The sequence below is a fragment of the Pseudoroseicyclus sp. CXY001 genome, assembly GCF_041714655.1.
Taxonomy (GTDB): Bacteria; Pseudomonadota; Alphaproteobacteria; order Rhodobacterales; family Rhodobacteraceae; genus Pseudoroseicyclus_A.
Genome location: NZ_CP168219.1, coordinates 3,425,287 through 3,450,927 on the forward strand (window position 1 = coordinate 3,425,287; position 25,641 = coordinate 3,450,927).

The window sequence follows — 25,641 nt, forward strand, 5'->3', positions numbered from 1 at the left end:
CCTCCGGCGTTGCGGTCGGGGTCAGGGAATGCAACGGTTTCCCCAATCGTTAAACAGGACCACCCCATGCGAGAGACATTCCTTACCCTTTGCCGTCTTCCGGCTCTGGCGCTCGGCGCCGGCCTCACCCTCTCCGGTTGCGTGGCGCTCGCGCCTGCGCCCGAACCGATGCCCGAGCTGCCGCCCGAGCCGGGCTCACAGCTTCCGCCGGAGGTGCGCGCCATCGTCAAGCCCGGGCAAGACCTCGCCTCGGCCTATCTGCGGCCCGGCGACAATTGCTACTGGTATACCTATTCGGGCCCGATCGAGACGACGGAGCTGCCGCTGCGCACCGTCAACGACAACCCGATCTGCCTGAGCCCCGGCTCGGTGCCTCCGCCCGCCATCTGACAGACCGGCCCCCGAGGCGCTCGCGCACCCCGGGGGCCTATCTATCGGGTCAGGGGACGGCCCGCCGATCAGCTCGGCGCGGTGACGCTGTCTTCGGCCGGATAAAGGATCGCCGTCGAGCCGACTTCCACGTTCGGATAGAGCAGGTTGATGTGCGGCATGACCATGCGCACGCAGCCCGAGCTGGCGCGGGTGCCGATCGACGTCGGGTGCGGCGTGCCGTGGATGCGCAGCATCGTGTCGCGCTCGCCCTCGTAGAGATAGAGCGCCCGGCTGCCGAGGGCGTTCTCCGGCCCCGGGGCCATGCCGTCGGCATATTGCGCATAGAGGTCGGGCTCGCGCTCGATCATGTCCTGCGTCGGCGTCCAGGTGGGCCACTTGGTCTTGCGGCCGATGCGGAAGGTGCCTGGCTCGTAGAGATTGCCGGCCCCGATGGCGACGCCGTAGCGCATCGCCGTGCCGCCCTCCTCGATATGATAGAGATAGCGCGCGACGGCATCGACATGGATGTCGCCCGGCGCCATGTCCCCGTTGGTATAGACCCGCTGCGGCAGCAGGCGCGGGTCTAGCCCCCAGGGGTTGGTGGTGGCCGGATCGAAGCCCGGCGGCGTCACCTGTGCGTCCCACTCCGCCTCCTGATCGGCGGTGGCGGCGAAGACCGGCGCGGCAATCGCACTGGAAAAAAGCGCCGTGGTGGTCGAAATGAAATGGCGTCTGGTCAGCATGGGCAATCCCCTTTCCGCTTGAACAAGTCTCAAGGGCGCGTGGTGTTCCTTCACGAGAGCGAGAAAACCGCAACGTCAGGGCGAAGGCTCCGGCACGGCTGAGGCGGGCGGCTGGTGACCCCGGCAGGACTCGAACCTGCAACCTATCCCTTAGGAGGGGATTGCTCTATCCAGTTGAGCCACGGGGCCTCCGGCCGCCTTCCTGCCCGCGGCGGGGGGCGAGGTCAACGCCGCATCGGCGGCGCATCCGGCGCTCACCGGGCAGGCATCCGGGCGCCTGCGACAGCGCGCCCCCGTATTTCCTTGGACAACGGCCCCCCCTGCGGCTAACCCATCGAAACCCTGAGGAGGGGGGATGGATGACCAGCAAACGGCCCCGGCCGCTGACTCTGCGCGACGTGAGTGAGGCCTCCGGCGTCAGCGAGATGACCGTCAGCCGCGTCCTGCGCGGCAAGGGCGACGTCTCCGAGACGACCCGGGCCAAGGTGCAGGCCGCCGCCAAGAAGATGGGCTATGTGCCGAACCGGATCGCCGGGGCGCTGGCCTCCAGCCGCGTCAATCTCGTCGGCGTCATCATCCCCAGTCTCAAGAACATGGTCTTCCCCGAGGTGCTCTCCGGCATCTCCGACCGGCTCTCCGGCACCGGCCTGCAGCCCGTCGTCGGCGTCACCGACTACCGGCCCGAGCAGGAGGAGAAGGTGCTCTTCGAGATGCTCTCCTGGCGGCCCTCCGGCGTCATCATCGCCGGGCTCGAGCATTCCGAGGCCTCCCGCGCCATGCTGGCCCGCGCCGGCGTGCCGGTGGTCGAGATCATGGATACCGACGGCGACCCGATCGACGCGGCCGTAGGCATCAGCCACCGCCGCGCCGGGCGCGAGATGGCCGAGGCGATCCTGAAGGAGGGCTATCGCCGCATCGGCTTTCTCGGCACCAAGATGCCGCTCGACTACCGGGCGCGGAAGCGCTTCGAGGGTTTCACGGCCCATCTGGCCAAGCAGGGCTACGAGATCGTCGATCAGGAATTCTACTCCGGCGGCTCGGCGCTCAAGAAGGGCCGCGAGATGACCGAGGCGATCCTGACGCGCACGCCGGGCATCGATTTCCTCTACTATTCCAACGACATGATCGGGGCGGGCGGGCTGCTCTACCTGCTCGAGAAGGGCGCCGACATTCCCGGCGACATCGGGCTGGCAGGGTTCAACGGCGTCGAGCTGCTTGACGGGCTGCCGCGCCGGCTCGCGACGATGGACGCCTGCCGCCGCGAGATCGGCGAGAAGGCCGCCGACATCATCGCCGCCCGCTGCGCCCTGCCCGACCCGCTGGAAGAGACCGGTCCGATCGTGACGCTCACGCCCACGCTCGACACCGGCGAGACGCTGCTGCGGAAGTGAGCGCGCCGCGGCGCCGATATCGGGCGCGCGTTAATTCTTCCGACATTCCTGCAGGCTAGTGATCCCCCATCACAGGGATGATGAGGGAACCGAGAGTGTTGAAACTCTGGAAATCGAGGCATGCCAAGGTCGACGCCGCCGAGGCGAATGCCGCAGCCGTCCTCGCCACAATCGACAGGACCCAGGCCACCATCCAGTTCGAGATGGACGGCACCATCATCCGCGCCAATGACAACTTCCTGAAAACGCTTGGCTACGCGCGCGAGGATGTGGTGGGCAAACACCACTCCATGTTCGTCGCGCCCGAGTTCGCGCGCAGCCCGGACTACCGGCAGTTCTGGGCCGAGCTCCAGGCCGGCAAGGCCTTCACCGATCAGTTCCCCCGGATCGCCAAGGACGGCTCGACCATCTGGATCCAGGCGACCTATGCTCCCTGCACGGCGGCGGATGGAAAGCGGACGGTCTTCAAGCTCGCGATGGACATCACCAGGCGGCAGCGGGGAATCAGGGAGATCGCGCGCGGCCTCGATCAGTTGCGCGAGGGCAATCTCAACCACCAGATCACCCCCTCCGGCGTCGAGGATGTCGATCTTCTCGGGGCGGCCTACAACCAGGCCGCCAGGCGCCTCTCCTCCGCCATCTCTGCGGTGAAGCAGGTCTCGGAAACCGTGCAGCGCACGGGCAGCGAGATCGGCCAGGCCTCGGCCGACCTCGCCCGCCGGACGGAGGTGCAGGCCGCGACGCTGGCAGAGACGGCGGCCGCCATCGAGGAGCTGACCTCCACCGTCCAGACCGCGGCGGGCAACGCCAAGAGCGTCGAGGCCTCGGCGCAGAGCGCCATGTCGACGGCGCGGACGGGCGGCGAGGTCGTGGGGAATGCCGTGCGCGCGATGGCGGAGATCGAGAAATCCTCCACCCGCATTTCTCACGTCATCAAGATCATCGACGATATCGCCTTCCAGACCAACCTGCTGGCGCTCAACGCCGGCGTCGAGGCGGCGCGCGCCGGCGAATCCGGGCGCGGCTTTGCCGTCGTCGCCTCCGAGGTGCGGTCGCTGGCGCAGCGCTCGGCGGATTCCGCCTCCGAGATCAAGTCGCTGATCAACGACAGCTCCGTCCATGTCTCGAACGGCGTCGACCTCGTCACCCGGGCGGGCAGCGAGCTGGAGCAGATCATCACGGGGGTGGAGGCCATCCACCTCAACATCGCCGAGATCGCCAGCGGCGCGGAGGAGCAGGCGAGAACGCTGAACGAGATCAACATCGGCGTCAGTCACCTCGATTCGATGACCCAGCAGAACGCGGCCATGGTCGAGGAATCGACGGCGGCCAGCCAGATGCTGGCCAAGGATTCCAGCGAGCTGTTGACCCAGGTCGCGACCTTCCGGACGGAGGGGGAACCCGTCGCGCCGCCGATCGCCCATCTGCGCCGCGCCTCCTGACGCAACCTGCGGAGGTCGGCACTCAGCCGGCAGGCGCCATGATGGGCGCCTGCCGCTGCGAGCTCTTGTGAGCGCGCGGCGGTCGTCATCGCGGCCCCCCCGCTCGGGGCCGCGCGACGGTGACACCGCCGGCGACAGGCCCGGGCGGCGCGCGGCCCGGGCCGCGCCTCATTTCCCCGCCGTCATCGCCGCCATCTTCCGCTGGATCATGCGGATCGCCCGCGCCGGCGCGATTCGCGACAGGGCCCAGAGGCTCCGCGCGTCGGAGCCGACGAGGATATGGAGCCGCCCGGCCGCCACCCCGTCGAGGATGATCTTCGCCGCCTCGGGCGCCGGCACGGCCTTGGAGGCCGCCGCATCGCCCATCGGCATGTCGAGCCCGGAATTCTGCACGATGTTCGTGTCGACGGCGCCCGGCATCACCACCGAGACGGAGACCGGCCCGTCCATCAGCTCGGCATAGAGCCCCTCGCTCATCAGCTTCACCGCGGCCTTGGTGGCCGAGTAGATCGTCTGCCCCGGGAAGGGGATGAAGCCGCCCATCGAGGCGACGTTGACCAGCCAGGACTTCGGCCGCGCCATCAGCGCCGGCAGGAAGGCCTTGGTCATCAGGACCGGCCCCATGAGGTTGACCGACACCAGCCGGTCGATCACCGCCATGTCCAGCGCCGAGACCGGCACGAAGGGCTGGATGATGCCGGCGTTGTTGATGAGCCCGTCGACCGGGCCGAGCGCCGCCTCGACCGCCGCCGGCAGCGCCGCCACCGCGTCGCGGTCGGAGATGTCGAGCGGATGGAGGCTCAGGCGGCCGGAGGCCTCGCCCAGCGTCTCCAGCCCCTCGCGGCGCAGATCCACCGCCGCCACTTTCGCCCCCTGCGCCATGAGCGCCCGCACCAGCTCGCGCCCGATGCCGGACCCGGCGCCCGTCACCACGAAGACCTTGCCTTGATACGTCATGAAATGCCCCTCTCCGCTATATTCCGCGGCCTTGATTCCACGCATGGCCCGGTGGCGCCATGATCCAGATCATGTGGCAGCGACAGGAGGCCGGAGGGCCGGGGCCCTCGGTGACCCGCAAACAAGCCCGCCTAGACGAGCTTCTCGCCCCGCTCGAGCTGCCCGAGGATCTTCTCCATCCGCCGCGCGCGGGTCTCCGGCTTCTTGGCCGAGGTCAGCCGGTAGTAGACGGCGAAATGGTTGCTGCGGCTCAGACCGTCGAAGAAGGCCTTCGCCTTCGGGCGGCTCTCCAGCGCGGCGAGGAAATCCGCCGGGATCTCCATCTCCGCCTGCCCGGCATAGGCGGCCTCCCAGCGCCCGTCGGCCTTGGCCGCCTCGACATGGGCCAGCCCGGCCGGCGACATCAGCCCCTCGGCGATCAGCCTGTCGACATGGGCGCGGTTCTTCTGCGACCAGGGCGACCGCGGACGCCGGGGCGTGAGGCGCTGCAGGTAGGACTCCTCGTCCAGCGGCTTGCGCTGACTGTCGATCCAGCCCCAGGCGAGCGCCGCGACGACGCAATCCTGCCAGGTGACGGAGGGCACACCGGAGCCGACCTTGTAGATCTTCACCCAGAGCTCGGTCTCGCTCTGGTGATGCGCCTCCAGCCACTGGAAGAGCGCCTCGCGGGAGGGGAAGGCCTGTTCGGTCATGGAACTCCTCGGCGGCATCGGCCCCGAGGCTGCCGGCATACGGTCGCCGCCGTCAAGCGCCGGGCAAGGCGGCCGGTGCTGAGCCCCGCCAGCGCGCAGGCTTCTCGCGCCGCGCGCCCGCCGCCGCCTCCAGGGCGAGGATGCGGGCGGATGTGTGGGCAGGAGGCCCTTGCGGCGGCGTGCGCTCTCCCCGAACAGTCCCGACCCGGGCCTACCCCGCATCCCTGCAAGGACGGGCCGCCCGCCGGCCTTCGAACAGAGGTTTTTGATGCCCCAGACACTCCTTCCCGTGACCTTCACCTATGTCAGCCTGCTCGCCATTTCGCTGATGGTCTTCACCGCCTGGATAGGGATCTTGCGCGGCAAGCTGCGGATCCTGCGCGGCTCGGGCGGAGACCCGATCCTCTTCAAGCGCATCCGTATCCACGGCAACCTGATGGAGACCGCCCCGACCTTCGGGCTCGTCATGGGCGCGGCCGAATACACCGGCCTCGGCGCCGGGTGGCTCTGGGCGGGGCTCGCCACCTTCCTCGCCGGGCGGGTGCTGCACTACGTGCTCTTCGACCACAGGGCGCGCGGCGCGGCGACCTTCCTGACGGTCGGGCCGGGCGTGCTCATGGGCTTCTGGCTGCTCGCGCAGGTCTGGCTATGAGCGCCGGCACCGGCGCTGAGGCGAGGGAAGACAGGCTCCGCCTCGCGAGGCAGATGCGCGACCGGCTCGCGGCCCGGCGGATGGAAGAGGGGGGAGGCGACGGGTGGTGAGCCGTGCAGGATTCGAACCTGCGACCCGCTGATTAAGAGTCAGCTGCTCTACCAACTGAGCTAACGGCCCGTGCCTTGGGTTTCGACCTCGAAGGTGTTGTGGTGAGCCGGTCGGGGCTCGAACCCGAGACCTACTGATTAAAAGTCAGTTGCTCTACCAACTGAGCTACCGGCCCACAACGCGCCGCTAGCTAGGAGATGGCCGGCCCCCCGTCAACCCGCAATTCGCTGGAATTGCCCGGCATCCTGAGCTAAGGCGCGGCCATGCGTGACCTGCCGGCCTCCGGCCTGCCCTTCGCGAAGATGCACGGGGCGGGCAATGATTTCGTCGTCATCGACCTTCGGGGTGTCTCGAGCCCCGCGGGCGCGGTGTCGCCTGCCCTCGTGGCGGCGCTCGCCGACCGGCATCGCGGCGTCGGCTTCGACCAGCTCGCGGTGATGACCGAGGCGCCGGGCGCCGACCTCGCCCTCACCTTCTTCAATGCCGACGGCTCGCTCTCGGCTGCCTGCGGCAATGCCACCCGCTGCATCGCGGCGGAGGAGATGGCGAAGACCGGCGCGGCGGCGCTGACGCTCCGCACCGGCTTCGGGCTCCTGCGCGCCGAGGCTCGGGCGGGCGGCGTCGCCGTCAACATGGGCGCGCCGAAGACCGGCTGGCGGGAGATACCGCTGGCGGAGGAGGCAGATACGCTCTCGCTGCCGATTGACGGCGCGCCGGTCGGCACCTCGATGGGCAATCCGCATTGCACCTTCTTCGTGAAGGATGCCGAGGCGGTGGACCTTGGCAACCTCGGCCCCGCCATCGAGCGCCATCCGCTCTTCCCCGAACGCACCAACGTGCAGTTTGTGAGCCTCCTCGGCGAGGATCGGCTGCGGATGCGCGTCTGGGAGCGGGGGACGGGGCTGACCCTGGCCTCCGGCTCCTCCACCTGCGCCGTGGTCTCCGCCGCGCATCGCCGTGGCCTCACCGGGCGCCGCGCCGAGGTGGTGGCCGACGGCGGCACGCTTGGCGCCGACTGGCGGGACGACGGCATCTGGCTGACCGGCCCGACGGCGCATGTCTTCGACGGGATGCTGACGCCGGCCTTCCTCGCCGCGGTGGAGACGGTCTGATGGATCGCGTCGCGCCCAAGTTTTCCACCCTCGGCTGCCGGCTCAACGCCTACGAGACCGAGGCGATGAAGGACCTCGCCAACCGCGCCGGCCTCGAGGGCGCCGTGGTGGTGAACACCTGCGCGGTGACGGCCGAGGCCGTCCGCAAGGCCAAGCGCGAGGTGCGCCGGCTGGCGCGCGAGAACCCCGGCGCCCCGGTGATCGTCACCGGCTGTGCCGCCCAGATCGAGCCCGAGACCTTCGCGGCCATGCCCGAGGTGACCTCCGTCATCGGCAATGCCGAGAAGATGCGGCCCGAGACCTGGGTGGGGCTGGCGACGGGGAAGACCGAGCCGGTCAAGGTCGACGACATCATGTCGGTGGAGGAAACCGCCGGCCATCTGATCGACGGCTTCGGCAGCCGCTCCCGCGCCTATGTGCAAGTGCAGAACGGCTGCGACCACCGCTGCACCTTCTGCATCATCCCCTATGGCCGCGGGAACTCCCGGTCGGTCCCCGCCGGTGTCGTCGTCGAGCAGATCCGCCGGCTGGCGGCGCAGGGCTACAACGAGGTCGTGCTGACGGGCGTCGATCTGACCTCCTGGGGCGCCGACCTGCCAGGCGCGCCGCGCTTCGGCGACCTCGTGATGCGCATCCTCAAGCTGGTGCCGGAGCTGCCGCGCCTGCGCATCTCCTCCATCGATTCGATCGAGGTGGACGAGAGCCTGATGCGCGCCATCGCCGAGGAGGAGCGGCTGATGCCGCATCTGCACCTGAGCCTGCAGGCCGGGGACGACATGATCCTCAAGCGCATGAAGCGCCGGCACCTGAGGGGCGACGCGATCCGCTTCACCGAAGAGGCCCGGCGGCTCCGCCCCGGCATCACCTTCGGCGCCGACATCATCGCCGGCTTCCCGACGGAGACGGAGGCGATGTTCGAGAATTCGCTGAAGCTGGTGGAGGACTGCGACCTGACGTGGCTCCATGTCTTCCCCTATTCCCCCCGCCCCGGCACCCCGGCGGCGCGGATGCCGCAGGTGCATGGTGCGGCGATCAAGGAGCGGGCGGCGCGGCTCAGGGCCGGCGGAGAGGCGGCCGTGCAGCGCCACCTCGCGGCGCAGGTCGGCACCGAGCGGCAGGTGCTGATGGAGACGCCGCATATGGGGCGGACGGAGCATTTCACCGAAGTGCGGGTGGCCGAGCCCCGCGCCGTCGGCCAGATCGTGCCGTTGCGGATCACCGGCGCGGCCGGCACGGAGCTGACGGCCTGATGCATCCCAACCCGGTCTTCCGGGGCCAGAGCGCCGCCGCCAATCTCGCCTTCGCGCGGGAGCGGGGCTTCGGCGTGCTGGCGGTGACGGTGGAAGGGGCGCCGCTCCTCTCCCACATCCCCTTCGTGATGCCCTCGGACGATCTGGTGGAGGCGCATCTTGTGCGCTCCAACCCCATCGCCCGGGCGCTGCTCACCGCGCCCTTGCCGGCGCGTCTCGCGATCCAAGGGCCCGAGGGCTACATCTCGCCCGACTGGTACGGGCTGGAGGATCAGGTGCCCACGTGGAACTACGTCGCCGTGCATCTGACCGGCCGGCTGGAGGCGCGGCCGGCGGAGGAGCTGCGGGCGCATCTCGACCGGCTCTCCGCCGCCTTCGAGGCGCGCCTGGCGCCGAAGCCGCCCTGGCTGGTCTCGAAGATGCCGGAGGAGCTGCTCGCCCGGATGATGCGGCAGATCGTGCCTGTCCGGCTCGCGGTGGAGGACGTGGACGGCACCTGGAAGCTCGGCCAGAACAAGCCGGAGCCGGCGCGGCTGGCAGCCGCCGAGGCGGTCGGCGGTGAGATCGGGGCGCTCATGCGGGAGCTGCCGGAGGGGTAGCGGGGGGGTGGGTCCCCTTTGGGACCTCACCGCTCGTCCCCCGCGCGGAATCAAGGCCGCAGGCCGCCGCGCGAGCGCCGGCCCGTCCCCGCGGGCTGGCGCTCTGGCTGGGCTGGGTGCTTCGCTGGAGGTGGGGAGGAAGGCTGCACCATAAAGCGCAAAGCTCCCGGCGTCGGGGCGCCATCCCACGGGCCGGCGTTCGGGCGTGGTGCGGGTTGAGAGCGGGGCGGTGGGTTGGAAACCCACCCTACGCGGGGGAGCGACCGTCGCGCCCCGCGTGGGCTGAGGGCTGGCGCAAGGGCGTGGAAAGGGTTGAGGGCGGGTCGCCCCCCACCCCCCCGGTGGACGCCGCCGCGCCGCTCGGGCACAACCTCTCCCGGGGCGCCCGCCCCGCCACTCCGGAGGACCCGATGCTGCAACTCGTGATGAGCCCCAATTCCCCCTATGTCCGCAAGGTGCGGCTCCTGATCCGCGAGGCGGGGCGCGAGGCGGAGGTCGAGGAGATCGCCGTCGCCACCAATGCCTACGACATCCATCCGGAGGTCGCCGCCGCCAACCCGCTCGGCCGCATCCCGGCGCTCCTGTGCCCCGAGGGGCCGGCGCTCTATGACAGCCGAGTCATCACCCGCTATCTCGACGCCAAATGGGGCCTGGGGCTCTATCCCGAGCCCCGGCTCTGGGAGATCCTGACGCTGGAGGCGACGGCCGAGGGCATTCTCGATAGCGCCGTGACCATGGCCTACGAGGTGCGGATGAAGGACGTGCCCTCCGAGAAATGGCTGGATGCCCAGTGGCACAAGATCGCCGGCGCGCTCGATGCCATCGAGAGCCGGTGGATGAGCCATCTCGCCGGGCCGCTCAACATGGGGCAGATCGCCGTGGCCTCGGCGCTCGGCTATCTCGACCTCCGCCACGATGCCCGCACCTGGCGCGAGGGCCGGCCGGAGCTCGCCGCCTGGGCCGCCCGCTTTGCCGAGCGGCCGGCGATGCAGGCGACGCTGCCCCCGGGCTAAGCGCCGGGCTAGGCGCCGAGCGCCGCCGCCAGCGCCTCTTCCGGCGCCTCGTCGGGGCCGAGCGGCACGGCGCGGCCGTTGGGCGCGGCGGCCACGGCGGCGCCCTGGGCGCCCAGCGCGAAAGCGGTGACCGTGAGGCCGGTCGCGAGCGCCTCGTGGGTGGTGTAGGAGAACGTCTCCGGCCAGATCGAGGGGATCAGCCATTCGGTGATTCCGTAGGTCGCGACCAGCCCGGGCAGGTCGTCGATGGCATAGCTGCCATGGACGATCACCGAGGCCGGCGGCGCATAGGCCGGATCCACCTTGCCGAGCACCACGAGCCGCGGCGCGCCCTCCCGCTTGGCGAGGGCGGAGATGACGGCGGCGCCCTTGTGATAGCCGAGATTGCCGAGCACGCCGATCACCCGCGGCGCCTCCGCCGCCGGCTCCGGCAAGCGGGCGACATCCGCCAGCAGCGCATGGGGCCGCACGCGGATCTTCTCTGCCGCGCCGGGATAGGCGGAGGCGACATGGGCGGCGCTGTCCTCCGAGAAGCAGGTCAGCACCTCTGCCCTGTCGATCAGCGCCCCCCAGGTGGCGCGCCATTTGGCCAGGCCGACGGGCTTGCCGTCGAACCCGCGGTAGGTGTGGGCGGCATCGGCCGATTCCTCCTCGCCGCCCGGCACGGCGCCGCGGAAGCGCCCGTCGGAGCCGAGGAGCGTGTAGGAGGGCGAGAGCGGGTAGAAATCGTGGAAGAGCACCTCGACCCGCGACTCCTCCGCCGCCGCGGCCATGGCGACCAGATCCCCCGGCAGCTCCATCACCCGCGAATCGCCGACGCCGCAGGAATAGACCACCTCGCGCCGCCGGATCGGCTCGAGCAGCCGGTGGAGCACTTGCGTCTCGTCGAGCGAGGCGGAGAGCATCCCGCGCGGGCTCATGACATCGACCATCCAGCGCCGCCCGCCGCCGACGCGGAGCACCACGGCGGGGCGGCCGGTCGCCTCCAGCTCTGCGGCGATCTTCGCCGAAAGCCAGTTCTCGGCGCCGCCGCCGATGGCATGGGCGAGGTAGATGGGCACCAGCGCGTCCTCGCCGGCCTCGGCGCGCGCATCGCTCCAGGCGCCGGCCCAGGCGAGCGCCAGGGCCATCCGGGCGGAGAGGAGCGGATCGGTCGCGATCCAGCGCTGCACCTCGGCATCATAGCCGGGGTAGCGCCGCTCGATCAGGGCATTGTTCTTCGCCACCAGCGCCAGCTTGGTCTCGGAACCGAAGCTCTCGCCGCCCCGATGCTCCACGAAAAGGCTGCCGAGCCCGATGTTCCGCCCGCCCTTGGCGGCGACCTTGCGGCACCAGTCGACCTCTTCGCCATAGCCCTTGCCGAAGGCGGTATCGAGCTCGGGTACCATCTGCAGGAACCGCCGGTTCATCGCCATGGCGAAGCCCATGCCCGTCGGCACCTCGGCGCTGGCGGAAGAGCCGGTGAGCGTCGCGGCCACCCGGTCGATCCGGTCGGCCATGCCGGGGATCAGATGCGTCTGCTTGCAGAGCGCGGGGGAGGAGAAGATCTCGGCATCATTGGCCATCGGCGTCACCGAGGCGACGCTGGCATCGGCGGTGATGGGGGCGAGGAGGCGGCTCGCCCAGCCCTCCGGCACGAAGGCGTCGGAATTGAGCAGCACCACATGCTCCCCACGCTCCGCCGCCCGGGCGAGCCCGCGGTTGACGGCACCGATGAAGCCGAGGTTCTCGGCATTCTCGATCAGCTCGAGGCGCGGCTCGCCCTCGGCCCGGGCGCGGAGCCACGGGCGGACGCGCGCGTCGGGCGAGGCATCCTCCACCGCGATCAGCCGGAAGGGCAGGTCGGTGTGGGTGAGGACACGCTCCACCACCTCCTCCAGAAGGTCGAAGGCGTTGTAGACGGGCAGGACGATGGAAATCGCCGTCTCCGCCGGGGCGCGGGTGGGGGCGCCCTCGCCAAAGACGTTGGACTCGAAGCCCAGCGCCACGGGGCGCAGCTCCAGCCCGAGGTTGGCCTTGATCCGGGCGCGGGCCATCTGGTCGCGGTAGGCATACCAGCGGAAGGCGGCGGGAGCGGAGCGCAGGACGGCGACCGCGAATTTCGCCATCAGCTTCAGCCGCGCGCCCATGCGGAAGGGGCTCGGCAGGGCGATGATCTGCGGCTCGGCGCTGCCGGCGGCATCGAGCTGCAGATAGGGCAGATGCCCGGGCGGCAGCGGCGCGCGCGGCACGATGAGGTCGAAGCCGACCTCGGGGCGGACGCCCTCTGCCTGCGCCACGTCATGGCGCGGCAGCGACGGCAGCATCGAGGCGCGCGACCGCCCGCAATGCAGCGTGACCTGCCCGGCCAGCGCCCAGCCGGCGACGCGCAGCCCGGCGCCGTTCAGCGCGATGACATCGACCCGCCCGACCGGCCGGCCGTAGGCGTCGAACATCTGGAAGCCTGAGCCCTCGACGTTGAAATGCGCCATCGCATAGCGGTCGAAGAGCGAAGAGAGGCGTCGGAGCATGGGGTCTCAGGATCCTTGGGGCGAAATATCTGGCTGCCCCCGGGCTCTTGCCGAGCCCGGGACGCAAGTCAAGGCGCGCGCCCGGATGCGCGTGTCCTAGAGCCGGTCGTAGACGCTCAGGAGGCTGCCGAAGATGCCGAGGATCGCCTGGGCGGAGGACAGCGGGCTTTCGGTGCCGTAGATCAGGTCGCCCGAATAGATGGGGAAGCGCCCGGCGGAGAAGAGCCCGTCGGCGCTCGTCAGGTCGATGGTGAAGACCACCCGCGTCACCGGCGGCCCGGAGCCGTCGGCGCGCACGGCCGAGGCCGGATATTCGCGCAGGATCAGGATGCCCTTCGGGTTCGCCCGGTTGTCGCTGACGCCGCCGACGATGGACATCGCCTCGAGCGCCGTCAGCTCGTCGCGGGGGAATTCGTGGCGCGACTCGCTCCCCGTGGCGCCGAGCGACAGGAAGTAGCGCTCATCCGCCGCCACCATCACCCGGTCGCCCCGGTGGAGCGTCGTGTCTAGGTTCGGCTCGGCATAGAGCCGCTCGACGGAGGTGCCATAGACGGCGCCGCCGCGCATGAGGCGGACCTGCGGATTGTGGATGGCATTGTGCACCCCACCGCCGGCGGCGAGGAGCTCGAGGATCGAGAAATCCTGATTGGGGATCGGGTAGGAGCCCGGGTTGGTGACGCCGCCGACGAGCGCCACGGTGCTCTGCGGCCCCTCGGTCATCTCGAGCTGCACCTGGGCATTGTTGCTGACGGCGGCGAATTCCTCCTGCACGCGGTCGCGGGCGTGGTCGGGGCTCATGCCGGCGACGCGGACATTGCCGATATAGGGCAGGAAGATCTCGCCGGCGGCGGAGACGGTGAGCTGCTGCATGGTGATCGCCCGCTGGCCGGGCGCGGTGAGCAGCGAATTCTCCTCCGCCGTCCAGATGGTGATCGCGAGCTGGTCGCCGGTGTCGATGATGCGGTTGGCGGGCTCAGGCTGGCGGGTGATCCAGTTCAGCCGCTCCTCCAGCGCCGGCCAGGCGGCGTAGCGCGGCAGAAGCGCGCGGGTCACCGGCTCGACGGAGAAGTCGCGGGGCGTGGCCTCCGCGCCGGTCTCGTCGGCGGAGGCGGCGCCGCCGGTCAGCGAGCCGTTGCCCAGCACCTCGGATTCGAGCCCGGCGCCCCGCGGCAGGGTGCATCCGGCGAGCAGGACGAGGGCGAGGCAGGCGGCAAAAGCGGCCGGAAGGGTTCGCCCGAGCCTCGGCTCATCGCGCCACGCGACCGTACCCATGCTGACCCCCCGTCGTCGACCTTGTCGAATCTTGTTGTCCGGGTGCGGCAGCTGCCCGGTTCGAAGAGGAATAGCTACTCTGCCGTCCGGGGGGAACACCCGCGGCACCGGCTGGGCCGAAATTGTGGCCTCCTTGCGAGATTGTGCCCGCCTGACTAGTAGGAGGCCTTGAAGCAAATGCGGGGAGCCCCGCCAGAAAGCGGGGATCACTTATGCGTCAACCGACCAGCGCAGAGAGCGGGGCCGGCCGCCGCGCCCTCGTGGTTCTGGGCATGCACCGGTCGGGGACGTCGATGATGACCCGCCTCCTCGCCGATTGCGGGGCGGAGCTGCCGCAGACGCTGGTCGGCGCCAGCCCGACCAATCCGGCAGGCCATTGGGAATCGCGGCGAATCGTAGATCTGAACGCGCGAATCCTCGAGACGCTCGGCCGCCACTGGCACGACTGGCGCGCCCTGCCGGAGGGCTGGCGCGCGCGGCCCGAAATGGCCGGCTTCGCCGAGGAGGCAGCGGCCCTGATCGCCGCCGAATACGGCGAGGCGCCGCTCATCGTCCTCAAGGATCCCCGCATCTGCCGGCTGGCGCCCTTCTGGTTCGACGTTCTCGAAGGGATGGGCATCGCGCCCCTGCCGCTGATGCTCCTGCGGCACCCGCTCGAGGTCGGCGCCTCGCTGGAAGAGCGCAACCGCCTGCCCGCGCAGATCGGCCAGCTCAACTGGCTCGCCCATGTGCTCGATGCAGAGGCGGCGACGGGCGAGGGCACCGTGCGCACCCGGGTGCTCGCCGATTACGACAGCATCGTCGGCGGCGGCGGGGCCGAGGTGCTGGCCCGGATGTCGGAGGCCTTCGGCCTCGTCTGGCCGGAACGGGCCGACCCCGCCGATACCGTCGATGCGCACCTGCGGCACCAGCGCGCCGACACGGGCGAGCCGCTCACCGGCAGGGCGGAGCTGCCGGTCTGGCTCGGCCCGGTCTGGGAGGTGCTGAGCCGCTGGGCCGACGGCGCGCCCCGGACGGCGGAGGACCGCGCCGTTCTGGACGAGGCCCGCGCCGGCATGGCGGCGGCGGAGCCCTTCCTCGGCGCGATCAGCCTCAGCGCCCGCGAGGCGCTGCTTTTCTCCGACAGGGTCGGCGCCGCCGAGGCGGCCGCCGCGCGCGCCAACGCCAACCTCGCCGCCGAGCGCGAAGAGCGAAAGGCGCTGAAGGCGGAGTTCGACGCCATCGCCCCCGAGGCGCTCCGCGCCGCGCAGGACCTGCGCGAGCTTCGGCCCCGCATGGAGGCGCTCTCCCGCCACCGCGACCAGCTCGAGGAAGACCTCGCCGGCCGCTATTATGAAATCGTTAACTTCTCTTCGCTTCTTTTGGAGATCGAGGAGGATCGCCGGATGATGGCCGAGCGGCTGGCCCGGGCGGAAGACCTGGCCGAACGCACAGAAAGTGCCGAGCGCACGCGCGACGAGATGCTCACCCAGGTCCGCCAGGCCGAGGTGCAGCGGCTTCTCTACGCCCGAATCTTCCGGGCGCTGATGGGCGCGGGCCTCGCTCAGAAGGTCAGCAGCGCGCAGCGGCTGAAGGCGGCGCGCACGGCGCTGGAAGAATCGGGGGTCTTCGACGAGGCCTTCTACCTCTCGGCCAATCCCGATGTCGCGAAATCCGGCATGGCGCCGATCGAGCATTACCTGCGCTACGGCCTGGCCGAGGCGCGGCCGCCGAATGCCGACCTGGCGAAACTGTCATGAGCAGCGCGCTCGCCCGGCTGGCCGGCGGCGGTGCGCCGCGCGGCATCTCCCCGGCGATCATGTCGCCGGACGATGCGGCGCTGATCGCCGCATCCGATCTCTTCGATGCCAAATGGTACGCCGCGCGCTACCCCGATATCGCACGGCTCGGGCTGACGCCGCTGGAGCATTACCTGCAGATCGGCGGCCGCGTCGGCCGCGATCCGGGGCCCAATTTCGACGGCGCCCATTACCTGAAGCTCTATTACGACGTGCGTCAGGCCGGGATGAACGCGCTCGTCCACTACCTGCGCTTCGGCGCGGCCGAGGGGCGCCTGCCCCGGCCGACCGACAGGGGGCCAAGCCAGCTTCCCGCCGCCGACCCGGATGCCGAGGTGGAGCTGAGCGGCGCGCTCGATCTCAATGCCGACTCGCCCGTCCTGCAGGGCTGGCTGGCGGCGCGGGGCGAGCCCGGCTCGCGCCGGGTGCGCGTGCTGATCGACGGCGAGGGCGGGAGCTATCCCGCCGATATCTTCCGCGCCGATGTGCGCGCCCGCGGCTACGGCACCGGGCACCACGGCTTCCGCCTGACCCTCGGGGCCCAGTATCTGCGCGGCCAGACCCACAACGTCGAGCTCTATGACGAAGAGAGCGGCCGCCTCGTCGAGCGGCGCAGCTTCGCCTGGTCGCGGCCGAAGCAGCGGTTCCGCTCCTTCGACGACTTCCTGCAGCGGAGCATGACGGAATCGCTGGTGAACGCGCCCTTCGAAGAGCCGCAGCGCCGGGTCTTCTCGCAGATGGATCGGCTCGCCGACCGCTTCGCCGCCGCCGCGCTCGCCCTGCCGGAGCGGCCGCGCATCTCGGTCGTCATGCCGGTCTACAACCGCGCCGGGATCGTCGGCGACGCCATCGCCTCCGTCCTCGCGCAGACCTGGCCGGAACTCGAGCTGGTCGTCGTGAACGACGGCAGCCGCGACACCTCGCTGGAGGTCGTTCGCGCCGTGGACGACCCGCGCGTCAAGATCATCGACCTCGGCCAGAACCAGGGCCATTCCGCCGCCCGCAATGCCGGCGGCCGGGCGGCGACGGGCGAATTCGTCGCCTATCTCGACAGCGACAACACCTGGGATCCGCGCTACCTCGCCGCCATGCTCGGCGCGCTGATGGAAGGCGGGGCCGACGCCGTCTATTCCGGCTTCTGGATCTGGCGCGGCGACGAGACCGCCCCCACCACCATGCGCTACGGCCATTACCATCGCGGCGCGCTCGAGAACCGCAACTTCGCGGATCTCAACTGCTTCATGCTCCGCCGGACCCTTCTGGAAAAGATCGGCGGCTTCGCCACCGAGCTCCGCCGTTTCGTCGATCATGACCTCGTGCTGCGCGCCGGCGAGGAAGGGCGGATGATCTCCGCCCCGCTCACGCTGGTGCATTACACGATCGGCCGCACGGACAATGCCGTCTCGGAAGATCCCGCGCTCACGCCCTTCCGTCGCAAGGTACAGGATCGCCTCGCCACCCGCCGCGCCGCCGCCCTCGCCAGGGCGCCCGTGGCGCTCGACCGGCCGGTCAGCGCCGTCATCCCCAACTGGCGCGCGCTTCCCGACCTGCGCGATTGCCTCGCGGCGATGGAGGAGTTGCGCGTGCGCGGCGACCTCGAGGTGGTCGTGGTCGACAACGATTCCGGGCCCGACACGCGCGAGTTCCTCCGCGCCCGCGCCGCCGAGGGGCGGCTCCGGCTGATGGAGAACGAGGCGAATTACGGCTTCACCTATGCGGTGAACCAGGGCGCCCGGCTCGCGCGGCCCGGCCGGGATCTGATGATCCTCAACAACGACGCGATCCTCGCCCGCAACGCCCTGCGCGAATTGCAGCGCGCCGCCGACACCCTGCCCGATGCGGCGATCACCGTGCCGCGCCAGCTTCTGCCGCCCTATCAGGAGACGATCCGCGCCCATATGCCGGAGGCCGACCGCACGGTCGCCTGCGACGTGACGCTCTCGGCCCATCACGACAATATCGTCGATGTGCCGATGCTGCATGACGGCGGCCCGGTGGAGCTGCGCTACGCCCCCTTCTTCGCCATCTACCTCAGGCGCGATGTCTGGAACCTGACGGGCCCGCTCGACGCCGAGCAGGGGCGGCACTATCGCTCCGACTGGCTCTATTGCGACCTCATCCGCCGGGTGCACGGCAAGCGCATCTGGTACGTCCCCGCCGCCTCGGCGGTGCACAAGGTTCAGGCGGCGACGGAGGAGCTGCGCCGCACGCGCGGCGGCGGCGGCGCCAGCTTCGACATGATGTTCCGCAAGAACCGGTGGGACGAGGCCACCGCCGCAGACCTCGGCTATCGCCGGCCGGTCTGGGATCTGGGGGACTGAGCCATGCCGCATCCGCCGCAAGCCACGGACGGGCGCGCGGCGGCGGTGGCTTACGGCGGCCTCACCTATGAGGATTTCCGCCACAGGGCGCGGGACGAGACGCTGAGCGAGACCGAAAAGATCGGCTCGCCCGACGCGCTCCGCGCCGGCTATACGGCCGCGATCCTGAAGGATCTCGTCGCCAAGTTGCCGGCGCTGCTGAGGGAGGGGGCGACCCTCGTCGACATCGGCGCCGGCTGCGGCGCGCTCACCCGGGCGCTGATCGCCGGCGCCGCCACCCGCGCCCAGCGCTACCTGGCGGTGGACAGCGCCGAGATGCTGGCGCTCCTGCCCGATGCCGCCGGCCTCGCCCGGATCCCGGGCCGCTTCCCGGAAGAGAGTCTCGCCCCCCTGAAAGAGGCGCTGCCGGAGCGCGGCGCCGATGTGGTGCTGGCCTATGGCGTCCTCCAGACGGTCTATCTGGATGGCAATCCCTTCGCCTTTCTCGACGCCGCCGCCAGCCTCCTCGCGCCCGGGGGGGCGCTCCTGATCGGCGATGTGGCGAACCACTCGCAGCTCCGCCGCTTCCTCGCCAGCGAGGCCGGCCGCGCCTATCACCGCGCCTATATGCGCACGGAGGCGCCGCCCGACCTGCCGCCCTTCGCGGTGGACCCCGGGCGGCTCGACGATGCCGTGCTCATCGGCCTCCTGTCCCGCGCCCGTGCGTCAGGCTTCGACGCCTGGCTCCTGCCGCAACCCGCCGCGCTGCCGGTCTCCAACCGGCGCGAGGATCTGCTGGTCGTCCGGCCGTGAGGGCCCGGGCCTATGCCGAGGCCGACGCGCCGGCCTGGGAGGCGGCGCTCCGGGCCAGCCGCAACGGCACCTTCCTCTTCTCGCGGCCCTACATGGGCTATCACGAGAGCCGCTTCCCCGATGCCTCGCTGCTGATCGGGCGGGAGGGGCGCCCGCCGGCGCTCCTGCCCGCCTGCGAGGCGGGGGATGCCGTCGCCTCCCACGCCGGGCTCTCCTATGGCGGGCTCGTGGTGCCGCCGGGCTGGGGCCTCGGCGAGGCGGAGGCGGCCCTGACGGAGGCCGCCGAGGCCGCGAGGGCGCGCGGCGCCCGGCGGCTGACCTATCGCCCCGTGCCCGCCATCTACCACCGCGCCCCGGCGGAGGAGGATCGCGCCGCCCTCGCCCGCCTCGGGGCAAGGCTGACGCGCAGCGATGCCCTCGCCGTCCTGCCCCCGGGCGGGCCGCCCCCGGCCTCCGCGCGGCGGCGCGACATCGCCCGGGGCCGGCGTGCGGGCATCACCCTCGGCTGGTCGGAGGAGTGGGAGGCGTACTGGGCGCTGCTGACCGCCCATCTCGGCATCCACCACGGGGTGGCGCCCGTCCACTCCCTCGCCGAGATCACGCTCCTCGCCGGCCGCTTCCCCTGGAATATCCGGCTCTTCACGGCCGCCCGCGCCGGGCGGCTCCTCGGCGGGCTGGTGCTCTACCGGGCGCCGCCCGTCCTCCACGTGCAATACGCCGCCGGCAACGACGAGGCCCGCGCCACCCGCGCGCTCGACGCCGCCTTCGCCGCCGCCATCGCCGGGGCCCATGCCGAGGGGCTGACCTTCGATTTCGGCGTCTCGTCCGGCCCCTCCGGGAGAGGCGCCGGCCTGCAGCGCTACAAGGAGAGCTTCGGCGCCCGCGCGGTGATGCAGGACACCTACGAGCTGGAGCTCTGAGGCATGGGGCTCGAGACCTGCCGGTTCGTCGAGATCCCCGCCGTGGTCGACACCCGCGGCTCCATCGCCATCGTCGAGGGCGGGCGCGACGTGCCCTTCGAGATCGCCCGCGTCTACCTGACCTTCGACATCCCCTCCGGCGCCCGCCGCGCCGGCCATGCGCATCGCCGGCTCTGGCAGCTCTACATCGCCGCCTCGGGCGCCTTCGACATCCGCCTCGCCGACGGGGCGGCGGAGCGGCTGGTCACCCTCCGCCACCCCCGCGAGGCGCTGCTGCTGGGGCCGGGGGTCTGGCGGGAGATCGAGAATTTCTCGGCCAATGCAGGTCTTCTGGTGCTGGCGTCCGAGCATTACGACGAGGCGGATTACGTGCGCGACCGGGCGGAGTTCGAGCGGCTGGCGGCGGCGGGGGGGCCGTGGTGAGGGCTCGGGCGGGGGCGTTTGGCGGGGGCCGGCCTGCGGCCGGCTTGGAGGCTCTGCCTCCAAACCTCCGAGGTATTTTCGGCCAGATGAAAGGGGATCCGGGAGGGGGGCTGCCGGACCTTGTGGGGCTTGCGCTCGCCGACCCCTGCAGTTGGGAGGCGATCAACGCCAAGGCGGCGCTGAACGAGCGGCTGGGGCCGAGGCGGGCCGGGGCGCTGCTGGCGGCGCGCGCGGGGGCGCGGGCCGGGGTTGGGGACCCGGGGCGCGCTTTCGATGCGGCAAGGGAGTTGCGGCTCTTCGCCGGGGCCGGGCCGGTGGCGGTCGCCGGGGCGCTGCTGCCGGGGCGGGCGCTCGGGCTCGCGGATCTCGGTGAGGGCCGGATCTTCGGGCGCTCGGCGCTGATCGAGGCGGGCGGGCGGGTGCTGGCGGAGCATCAGGGCGACGAGCTTCGGCGCCTGCCGATCCGGCCTCATGTCGACCCGCTGGTCACCGGCGACGGGCCGGGGGGCTTCCACTGGATGCTGCCGGGGGAGGATGCGCTGGCGCTCCCCGAGGCGCTCGCCCTCACCGGCCCCTTCGCCCCGGGCTGGGGGCATGCGCTGCTCGAATTCGCGCCGCAGCTCCTGCTCGCCGAGGCGCTCGGCCTGCCACGGCAGGTGCCCGCAATCATCGACGCCGGCCTGCCGGAGGCGCATCTGGCGCTCTTCCGCTGGCTGGCGCCGGGGCGGCGGCTGGTGCCGCTCGGGGCGGGGCGGGCGGCCCGGGTCGGGCGGCTCTGGAGGGCCAGCGCGCCGGATTACTGGCCGGTGCTCCGCCAGCCGGAGGTGCTCCGCGACCTCCGCCATTGCTCGATGAACCTCCCGGCCCTCGCCCGGCTGCTGGCCCTTGTGCCCCCGGCCGCCGCGACCGGCGAGCGGCTCTACCTCGCCCGCCCGCGCCACCCAAGGCTGGCGGAGCCGGAGGCCGTGGCGGGCTGGTTCGCCGCGCGGGGCTTCGCCGTGCTCCGCCCCGAGACCCTCAGCTTCGCCGAGCAGGCGCGCCGGGTCCGGGGCGCGGCGATGGTCGCGGGGGCGGCGGGCTCGCAGATGCTGCTGGCGCAGCTCTTCGGGCGAGCGGGGCAGCGGTGCCTGCTCCTCCATCACCCGGTGCTGGAGGAGACGCCCGCGCTGACGGCCGTGCAGGCGGCGCTCGGCCAGCGGGTGCGGGTGGTGACGGGCCGGCCCGCCGGCCCGCCGGCGCCCCTGCCCTACAATCAGCCGCTGACCTTCGCGGAGGATGACCTCGCCGCGGCGCTGGAGGCGCTCGATGGCTGACCTCGCCCCCCTCCTCGCCGATCCGGCGCTCGCCCCCCGCATCGCCAAGGCGCGGGCGGCGCCCTTCGGGATGGCCTCCGTCCTCCTCCGCCAGGCGCTGGTGGCGGCGCATGGGCGGGAAGGCCCGGGGCTGCACGAGGCGCTCCTCGGCGGGCCGGGGCGGATGGCGCGGGAGCGGCTGGCGGAGGCCGGGCTCCTCGGGGCGCTCGAGGCGCCCCGCCTCTTCGCGCCTGCCGCCCGGGTGCATGTGCCCGTCCCGGAGGGTGCGGCGCCGGGGCCAGGCTGGGAGGTGCGGGCGCGGGCGCTGGGGATCGGGCTGATCCGGGAGGCAAAAGTCCTCTCCGCCGCCGCCGGCATCCGCGCGGGCGGGCGGGTGCTGATCGATGTGCAGGAGGGCGAGGCGGGGCGCTACGAGGTGATCCCCGAGGCGGATCCCTGGACCTGGGATCGCCGCGAGGGCACGGCCGCCATGGGCCTGCCGCCCGGGCCGGTGGAGGAGCTGGACGAGGCGCTCCACCTTGCCGGGCCGATGGCGCTGGCCTGGGGGCACAGCCTCATCGACTTCGCGCCGAAGCTGCTCATGGCTGCCCGGCTCGGCGGCCCGCCGCCCGGCGCGCCGATGCTGATCGACGCGCTGGCGCCGGCGAGCCACGGGGCGCTCCTGCAGGCACTCGCGCCGGGGCGGCCGCTGGTGCGCGTGAAGCCGGGCCGGCCGATGCGCGTCCGCCGGCTCTGGGCGGCGACGACGCCGGAATACACGCCCGTGCTCCCCGCCCCGGGCCAGCGCTTTCCGCCGGAGGTGAACGCTCTCAATCCCGGCGCGCTGGCGGCGCTGCTGGCGGGCCCGCCGCCTCTGCCGCCGGAGCCGGGGGCGCCCCGCAAGGTCTATTACGACCGCGCGCCCCGCTTGACGCGCCAGCCGGAGGCCGCGGAGGCCATCCGGGCGCTCTTCGTGGCGGCGGGCTATGAGCCAGTGCTGGCGGAACGGCTGGAGCCGGCGGCGCAGCTCCGCCTCGCGGCGGGGCTCACGCATTTCGCCGGGCCCTGGGGGTCGAACCTGTTGATGCCGCTGCTTTTCGGGCGGGCGCAGGCGGAGGCGCTGATCCTCCACCCCGAGGCGCTGGAGGAGAAGGCGCTGATCCTCGCGGCGGCGGCGGCACGCGGCCGGCGGGTGCGGGTCGTCGCCGGGGCGCCGAACGGCCCCGCCGCCATCCCCGGCAATGCCGCCTATGCCGTGCCGCCCGAGGCGGTGGCGGCGGCGCTGGGGGCGACGTGACGGAGGTGCCCTTCCTCGACCTCGCCGCCGCCGTCCACGCCGAGCGCGCCGAGCTCGACGCCATCTGGGCGCGGTTCCTCGACAGCGGGCGCTTCATCCTCGGCCCCGAGGTGGCCCGCTTCGAGGCCGCCTTCGCCGCCGCCTTGGGCGTGGCGGAGGCGGTGGGCACCGGCAACGGGCTCGACGCGCTGGCCCTGGCGCTGGAGGCCGCCGGCATCGGGCCGGGGGACGAGGTGCTGGTGCCGGCCCATACCTTCGTCGCCACCTGGGCGGCGGTGCGGCTGGTCGGCGCCCGGCCCGTGCCGGTGGAGCCGGAGGGCGGGGTCATGCCGGAACCGGCGGCCTGGGAGGCCGCGCGGGGGGCTCGGACCCGGGCGCTTGTCCCGGTGCATCTCTACGGCGAAGTCACTGACATGACAGGCATCCTCGCAGCGGCCGGCGGCCTGCCGGTGATCGAGGATGCCGCCCAGGCGCATGGCGCGCGGCGCTTCGGCCGGGCGGCGGGAAGCTTCGGGACGGCCGCCGCCTTCTCCTTCTACCCGGCGAAGACGCTGGGGGCGCTGGGGGACGGCGGGGCAGTCGTGACCTCCGACCCCGGTCTCGCCACGCGGGTGCGGCGGCTGGGGAATTACGGCGGCACCGCGAAGCATGAGCATGAGGTGGCGGGGCGGAACTCCCGGCTCGACCCCTTGCAGGCGATGGTGCTGTCGATGCGGCTCGAGCGGCTGGGCGCCGCCGTCGTCGCGCGGGCCGCCGTGGCGGCGCACTATGATTCGGCGCTCGGCGGCATCGACGGGCTGCGGCTGCCGGTGCCTGAGGGCGAGCCCGGCTGGCATCTCTACGTGGTGCGCACGCCCGCCCGAGACCGGCTGGCGGCGCATCTGGCGGCGGCCGGCGTGGCCAGCCAGGTGCATTACCCGCGCCCCGTCTACCGCCTGCCGCCCTTTGCCGAGGGCGCCCCGCCGCAGGGCTCCCCGGCGGACAGGCTCTGCGCCGAGATCCTGTCGCTGCCCATCGGGCCGCACCAGACGGAACCGCAGACGGAGGCGGTGGTGACCGCCGTGCGCGGCTTCTTCGGCCGGTAGCTCAGCGGAGCGCCTGCGGCGCATTCCTTTGAGTGCGGTGGGGGCTTTGCCCGTCGCGATTGGTGCTTGAACCAATGGCGCACTCAATGGCGACCCCCCAGGATTTCTGGGAGCAAAGACTTGGGGGCTCAGACCCGCTGGCGGAGGAGCGCAAAGGCGCGCTGCATCAGGTCGCGGGCGGCCTCCGCCGTCTCCGCCTCGGCATAGACGCGGAACTCCGGGGCATTGCCGGAGGGGCGGAGGTGGAGGATCCGGCCCGAGCGCAGTGACAGGCGGAGGCCGTCCGTCGTGTCCATCCCGCTCTCCTCCTCCTGCAGCTCCGTCAGCAGCGCGCCGCGGGCGGCGGCGTCGGTGCGGAGGCCTTGCAGGAAGGCCTGGCTGCGGTCCGTCGGCATCTCCTGCAACCGGTCGGTCGCCGTGAAGCGGGCGGGCTCGGCGGCGACGCGGGCGGCGAGGCTTTGGCCGGCGGCCTTCGCGGCGGCGAGGGGCGCGATGATCGGCAGGAGCGCGTCGCGGGTCATCAGCTTCGGCAGCGGCCCGGCGGGGCCGGTCGCGTCGAAGCCGAGGAGGAGCCCGCCGTTCGCCTCGTAGCCGACGGGCGCGGCGGCGCCCTGCATCCCGGCGATGACATAGGGCGAGCCGATGCGGGTGCGGATCACCTGCCCGAAGGCGCCGCAGAGCTCGGCGCCGGTGTTGGAAGAGACGGGCGTCACCACCACCTCCGCGCCCAGCGCCCGGGCCGTGATCTGGCCGAGCACGTCGCCCGGGATCACCCGTCCCTCGGCATCGGTGACGAGCGGCCGGTCGCCGTCGCCATCGGTGGAGACGATGGCGTCGAAACCGCCCTCGGCCGCCCAGGCCCGGAGGCTCGCGCGGATATCCTCGGGGACGGCCTCGGTATCCACCGGGATGAAATGCTCGGCGCGGGCGAGCTCGGTGACCTCGGCGCCGAGCGCCGTCAGGCAGGAGGAGAGGAGGTCGCGGCCGACGGCGGAATGGGCGTAGAGCCCGATCCTCAGCCCCTCCAGCGCCGCGGGGCCATAGGCGCGGGTATAGCGCGCCAGATAGGCGCGGCCGGCGCCGGGGGCGGCGAGAGGCTCGGGGCCCTCGCCCTCGGGCGCGTCCGACAGCTCGGCGAGGATGGCGGCCTCGTCCTCCTTGGTGATCTCGCCCTCGGGCGTGTAGAACTTCAGGCCGTTCCGGTCGGCCGGGATATGGCTGCCGGTGACCATGATGGCGGCGGCGCCCGCCTCCATCGCCGCCAGCGCGAGCGCGGGGGTCGGCACGGCGCCGCAATCGGTGACGCGCAGGCCCATGGCCCGGGCGGCGCGGGTGACGGTGTCGGTGATCGCCGGGGAGGAGGGGCGGAAGTCGCGGCCGACATAGAGCCCCGCACCGGTGTCGCAGGCCCGGATGAAGGCGGCGACATGAGCGCCGACGAGCGCGTCGGTCAGCTCGGTGACAAGGCCGCGAAGGCCGCTCGTTCCGAATTTGGGTGGCATCTGGGGCTCCTCGCGGGGGGGTCGAGGGCAAGACGTAGGCTGGCCGGGCGGGGTGGTCCAGCGGGAAGGCGCGGCCCGGCGGCTGGCGGGAGCGCGGCAGGAGCGCGGGCGCCCA

Annotated in this window: 22 protein-coding genes and 3 tRNA genes; 16 read left to right on the forward strand and 9 right to left on the reverse strand. The window is 72.1% G+C overall.

All coding sequences use genetic code 11. The features are described from left to right. The first annotated feature begins 66 nt into the window (after positions 1 to 66). On the forward strand, positions 67 to 390 hold the full coding sequence (locus ACAZ03_RS16720) for a hypothetical protein (RefSeq protein WP_373355245.1): 324 nt from the start codon (positions 67 to 69) through the stop codon (positions 388 to 390). A gap of 68 nt (positions 391 to 458) precedes the next feature. Here the strand turns inward: ACAZ03_RS16720 and ACAZ03_RS16725 are convergent, their stop codons facing one another. Further along, positions 459 to 1,115 (reverse strand): L,D-transpeptidase, encoded by a 657-nt coding sequence (locus ACAZ03_RS16725; RefSeq protein WP_373355246.1) that lies wholly within the window; start codon positions 1,113 to 1,115, stop codon positions 459 to 461. A 112-nt stretch (positions 1,116 to 1,227) separates the two neighbouring features. Further along, positions 1,228 to 1,304: transfer RNA gene (locus tag ACAZ03_RS16730), tRNA-Arg, on the reverse strand. A gap of 170 nt (positions 1,305 to 1,474) precedes the next feature. Here ACAZ03_RS16730 and ACAZ03_RS16735 point away from each other — a divergent pair. Continuing rightward, positions 1,475 to 2,506, forward strand: a complete 1,032-nt coding sequence (locus ACAZ03_RS16735; protein ID WP_373355247.1) for a LacI family DNA-binding transcriptional regulator — start codon at positions 1,475 to 1,477, stop codon at positions 2,504 to 2,506. 95 nt (positions 2,507 to 2,601) lie between these two features. Further along, a complete protein-coding gene (locus ACAZ03_RS16740) occupies positions 2,602 to 3,948 on the forward strand; it encodes a methyl-accepting chemotaxis protein (RefSeq protein WP_373355248.1) in 1,347 nt (448 codons plus the stop codon). A 168-nt stretch (positions 3,949 to 4,116) separates the two neighbouring features. Here the strand turns inward: ACAZ03_RS16740 and ACAZ03_RS16745 are convergent, their stop codons facing one another. Continuing rightward, entirely contained in the window at positions 4,117 to 4,905 is a 789-nt protein-coding gene (locus ACAZ03_RS16745; protein ID WP_373355249.1) for an SDR family NAD(P)-dependent oxidoreductase, read from the reverse strand. Positions 4,906 to 5,036: 131 nt separating this feature from the next. Then, positions 5,037 to 5,597 carry a YdeI family protein gene (locus ACAZ03_RS16750; protein ID WP_373355250.1) on the reverse strand — a complete coding sequence of 187 codons (561 nt, stop codon included), beginning with the start codon at positions 5,595 to 5,597 and terminating at the stop codon, positions 5,037 to 5,039. 268 nt (positions 5,598 to 5,865) lie between these two features. Here ACAZ03_RS16750 and ACAZ03_RS16755 point away from each other — a divergent pair, with 268 nt between their 5' ends. Further along, a complete protein-coding gene (locus ACAZ03_RS16755) occupies positions 5,866 to 6,249 on the forward strand; it encodes an MAPEG family protein (protein WP_373355251.1) in 384 nt (127 codons plus the stop codon). Positions 6,250 to 6,353: 104 nt separating this feature from the next. On the opposite strand, the gene ACAZ03_RS16760 is transcribed toward ACAZ03_RS16755, so the two are convergent. Beyond that, a tRNA-Lys gene (locus ACAZ03_RS16760) sits at positions 6,354 to 6,429 on the reverse strand. Between the two features lie 30 nt (positions 6,430 to 6,459). After that, positions 6,460 to 6,535: transfer RNA gene (locus tag ACAZ03_RS16765), tRNA-Lys, on the reverse strand. Positions 6,536 to 6,623: 88 nt separating this feature from the next. Between ACAZ03_RS16765 and dapF the strand changes: the two genes are divergently transcribed. The 4 genes from dapF (at position 6,624) to ACAZ03_RS16785 (ending at position 10,334) form a co-directional block, all read left to right on the forward strand. After that, positions 6,624 to 7,472 (forward strand): diaminopimelate epimerase, encoded by an 849-nt coding sequence (gene dapF / locus ACAZ03_RS16770; RefSeq protein WP_373355252.1) that lies wholly within the window; start codon positions 6,624 to 6,626, stop codon positions 7,470 to 7,472. Beyond that, entirely contained in the window at positions 7,472 to 8,722 is a 1,251-nt protein-coding gene (gene mtaB / locus ACAZ03_RS16775; protein ID WP_373355253.1) for a tRNA (N(6)-L-threonylcarbamoyladenosine(37)-C(2))-methylthiotransferase MtaB, read from the forward strand. The genes dapF and mtaB overlap by 1 nt, the downstream gene beginning before the upstream one ends. Further along, positions 8,722 to 9,321 (forward strand): FMN-binding negative transcriptional regulator, encoded by a 600-nt coding sequence (locus ACAZ03_RS16780; protein ID WP_373355254.1) that lies wholly within the window; start codon positions 8,722 to 8,724, stop codon positions 9,319 to 9,321. Before mtaB ends, ACAZ03_RS16780 begins: the two co-directional genes overlap by 1 nt. Before the next feature lie 413 nt (positions 9,322 to 9,734). Next, positions 9,735 to 10,334, forward strand: coding sequence for a glutathione S-transferase family protein (locus ACAZ03_RS16785; RefSeq protein WP_373357100.1), 600 nt, complete (start codon positions 9,735 to 9,737; stop codon positions 10,332 to 10,334). An 8-nt stretch (positions 10,335 to 10,342) separates the two neighbouring features. Here the strand turns inward: ACAZ03_RS16785 and ACAZ03_RS16790 are convergent, their stop codons facing one another. Both ACAZ03_RS16790 and ACAZ03_RS16795 read right to left on the reverse strand, forming a co-directional pair. Continuing rightward, on the reverse strand, positions 10,343 to 12,844 hold the full coding sequence (locus ACAZ03_RS16790; protein ID WP_373355255.1) for a glycosyltransferase: 2,502 nt from the start codon (positions 12,842 to 12,844) through the stop codon (positions 10,343 to 10,345). Between the two features lie 96 nt (positions 12,845 to 12,940). Next, entirely contained in the window at positions 12,941 to 14,116 is a 1,176-nt protein-coding gene (locus tag ACAZ03_RS16795; protein WP_373355256.1) for a polysaccharide biosynthesis/export family protein, read from the reverse strand. A 212-nt stretch (positions 14,117 to 14,328) separates the two neighbouring features. On the opposite strand from ACAZ03_RS16795, the gene ACAZ03_RS16800 reads away from it, so the two are divergent. The 8 genes from ACAZ03_RS16800 to ACAZ03_RS16835 all read left to right on the forward strand — a co-directional run bounded on the left by ACAZ03_RS16800 (position 14,329) and on the right by ACAZ03_RS16835 (position 24,024). After that, positions 14,329 to 15,855, forward strand: coding sequence for a hypothetical protein (locus ACAZ03_RS16800; RefSeq protein WP_373355257.1), 1,527 nt, complete (start codon positions 14,329 to 14,331; stop codon positions 15,853 to 15,855). Beyond that, positions 15,852 to 18,215: a glycosyltransferase gene (locus ACAZ03_RS16805; RefSeq protein WP_373355258.1), complete on the forward strand. Its 2,364-nt coding sequence runs from the start codon at positions 15,852 to 15,854 to the stop codon at positions 18,213 to 18,215. Before ACAZ03_RS16800 ends, ACAZ03_RS16805 begins: the two co-directional genes overlap by 4 nt. Positions 18,216 to 18,218: 3 nt before the next feature. Continuing rightward, a complete protein-coding gene (locus ACAZ03_RS16810; protein WP_373355259.1) occupies positions 18,219 to 19,007 on the forward strand; it encodes a class I SAM-dependent methyltransferase in 789 nt (262 codons plus the stop codon). Beyond that, positions 19,004 to 19,927, forward strand: coding sequence for a GNAT family N-acetyltransferase (locus tag ACAZ03_RS16815; protein WP_373355260.1), 924 nt, complete (start codon positions 19,004 to 19,006; stop codon positions 19,925 to 19,927). The genes ACAZ03_RS16810 and ACAZ03_RS16815 overlap by 4 nt, the downstream gene beginning before the upstream one ends. Positions 19,928 to 19,930: 3 nt before the next feature. Further along, positions 19,931 to 20,350, forward strand: a complete 420-nt coding sequence (locus ACAZ03_RS16820; RefSeq protein ID WP_373355261.1) for an FdtA/QdtA family cupin domain-containing protein — start codon at positions 19,931 to 19,933, stop codon at positions 20,348 to 20,350. Positions 20,351 to 20,436: 86 nt separating this feature from the next. Next, on the forward strand, positions 20,437 to 21,663 hold the full coding sequence (locus ACAZ03_RS16825; RefSeq protein WP_373355262.1) for a glycosyltransferase 61 family protein: 1,227 nt from the start codon (positions 20,437 to 20,439) through the stop codon (positions 21,661 to 21,663). Continuing rightward, positions 21,656 to 22,939 (forward strand): hypothetical protein, encoded by a 1,284-nt coding sequence (locus ACAZ03_RS16830; protein ID WP_373355263.1) that lies wholly within the window; start codon positions 21,656 to 21,658, stop codon positions 22,937 to 22,939. Before ACAZ03_RS16825 ends, ACAZ03_RS16830 begins: the two co-directional genes overlap by 8 nt. Continuing rightward, complete coding sequence (locus tag ACAZ03_RS16835; protein ID WP_373355264.1) at positions 22,936 to 24,024, forward strand: DegT/DnrJ/EryC1/StrS family aminotransferase; 1,089 nt, start codon at positions 22,936 to 22,938, stop codon at positions 24,022 to 24,024. The genes ACAZ03_RS16830 and ACAZ03_RS16835 overlap by 4 nt, the downstream gene beginning before the upstream one ends. Before the next feature lie 128 nt (positions 24,025 to 24,152). On the opposite strand, the gene ACAZ03_RS16840 is transcribed toward ACAZ03_RS16835, so the two are convergent. Next, complete coding sequence (locus ACAZ03_RS16840) at positions 24,153 to 25,526, reverse strand: phosphomannomutase (protein WP_373355265.1); 1,374 nt, start codon at positions 25,524 to 25,526, stop codon at positions 24,153 to 24,155. Between the last annotated feature and the right edge of the window lie 115 nt (positions 25,527 to 25,641).

Excerpts from the sequence above, each read along its gene's own strand:
- ACAZ03_RS16820 (WP_373355261.1), top strand. The coding sequence starts at position 19,931 with ATGGGGCTCGAGACCTGCCGGTTCGTCGAGATCCCCGCCGTGGTCGAC.
- ACAZ03_RS16720 (WP_373355245.1), top strand. The coding sequence starts at position 67 with ATGCGAGAGACATTCCTTACCCTTTGCCGTCTTCCGGCTCTGGCGCTC.
- ACAZ03_RS16750 (WP_373355250.1), bottom strand. The coding sequence starts at position 5,597 with ATGACCGAACAGGCCTTCCCCTCCCGCGAGGCGCTCTTCCAGTGGCTG.
- ACAZ03_RS16725 (WP_373355246.1), bottom strand. The coding sequence starts at position 1,115 with ATGCTGACCAGACGCCATTTCATTTCGACCACCACGGCGCTTTTTTCC.
- ACAZ03_RS16805 (WP_373355258.1), top strand. The coding sequence starts at position 15,852 with ATGAGCAGCGCGCTCGCCCGGCTGGCCGGCGGCGGTGCGCCGCGCGGC.
- ACAZ03_RS16810 (WP_373355259.1), top strand. The coding sequence starts at position 18,219 with ATGCCGCATCCGCCGCAAGCCACGGACGGGCGCGCGGCGGCGGTGGCT.
- ACAZ03_RS16790 (WP_373355255.1), bottom strand. The coding sequence starts at position 12,844 with ATGCTCCGACGCCTCTCTTCGCTCTTCGACCGCTATGCGATGGCGCAT.
- ACAZ03_RS16800 (WP_373355257.1), top strand. The coding sequence starts at position 14,329 with ATGCGTCAACCGACCAGCGCAGAGAGCGGGGCCGGCCGCCGCGCCCTC.
- ACAZ03_RS16825 (WP_373355262.1), top strand. The coding sequence starts at position 20,437 with ATGAAAGGGGATCCGGGAGGGGGGCTGCCGGACCTTGTGGGGCTTGCG.
- ACAZ03_RS16755 (WP_373355251.1), top strand. The coding sequence starts at position 5,866 with ATGCCCCAGACACTCCTTCCCGTGACCTTCACCTATGTCAGCCTGCTC.
- dapF (WP_373355252.1), top strand. The coding sequence starts at position 6,624 with ATGCGTGACCTGCCGGCCTCCGGCCTGCCCTTCGCGAAGATGCACGGG.
- ACAZ03_RS16745 (WP_373355249.1), bottom strand. The coding sequence starts at position 4,905 with ATGACGTATCAAGGCAAGGTCTTCGTGGTGACGGGCGCCGGGTCCGGC.
- ACAZ03_RS16795 (WP_373355256.1), bottom strand. The coding sequence starts at position 14,116 with ATGGGTACGGTCGCGTGGCGCGATGAGCCGAGGCTCGGGCGAACCCTT.
- mtaB (WP_373355253.1), top strand. The coding sequence starts at position 7,472 with ATGGATCGCGTCGCGCCCAAGTTTTCCACCCTCGGCTGCCGGCTCAAC.
- ACAZ03_RS16830 (WP_373355263.1), top strand. The coding sequence starts at position 21,656 with ATGGCTGACCTCGCCCCCCTCCTCGCCGATCCGGCGCTCGCCCCCCGC.
- ACAZ03_RS16840 (WP_373355265.1), bottom strand. The coding sequence starts at position 25,526 with ATGCCACCCAAATTCGGAACGAGCGGCCTTCGCGGCCTTGTCACCGAG.
- ACAZ03_RS16780 (WP_373355254.1), top strand. The coding sequence starts at position 8,722 with ATGCATCCCAACCCGGTCTTCCGGGGCCAGAGCGCCGCCGCCAATCTC.
- ACAZ03_RS16735 (WP_373355247.1), top strand. The coding sequence starts at position 1,475 with ATGACCAGCAAACGGCCCCGGCCGCTGACTCTGCGCGACGTGAGTGAG.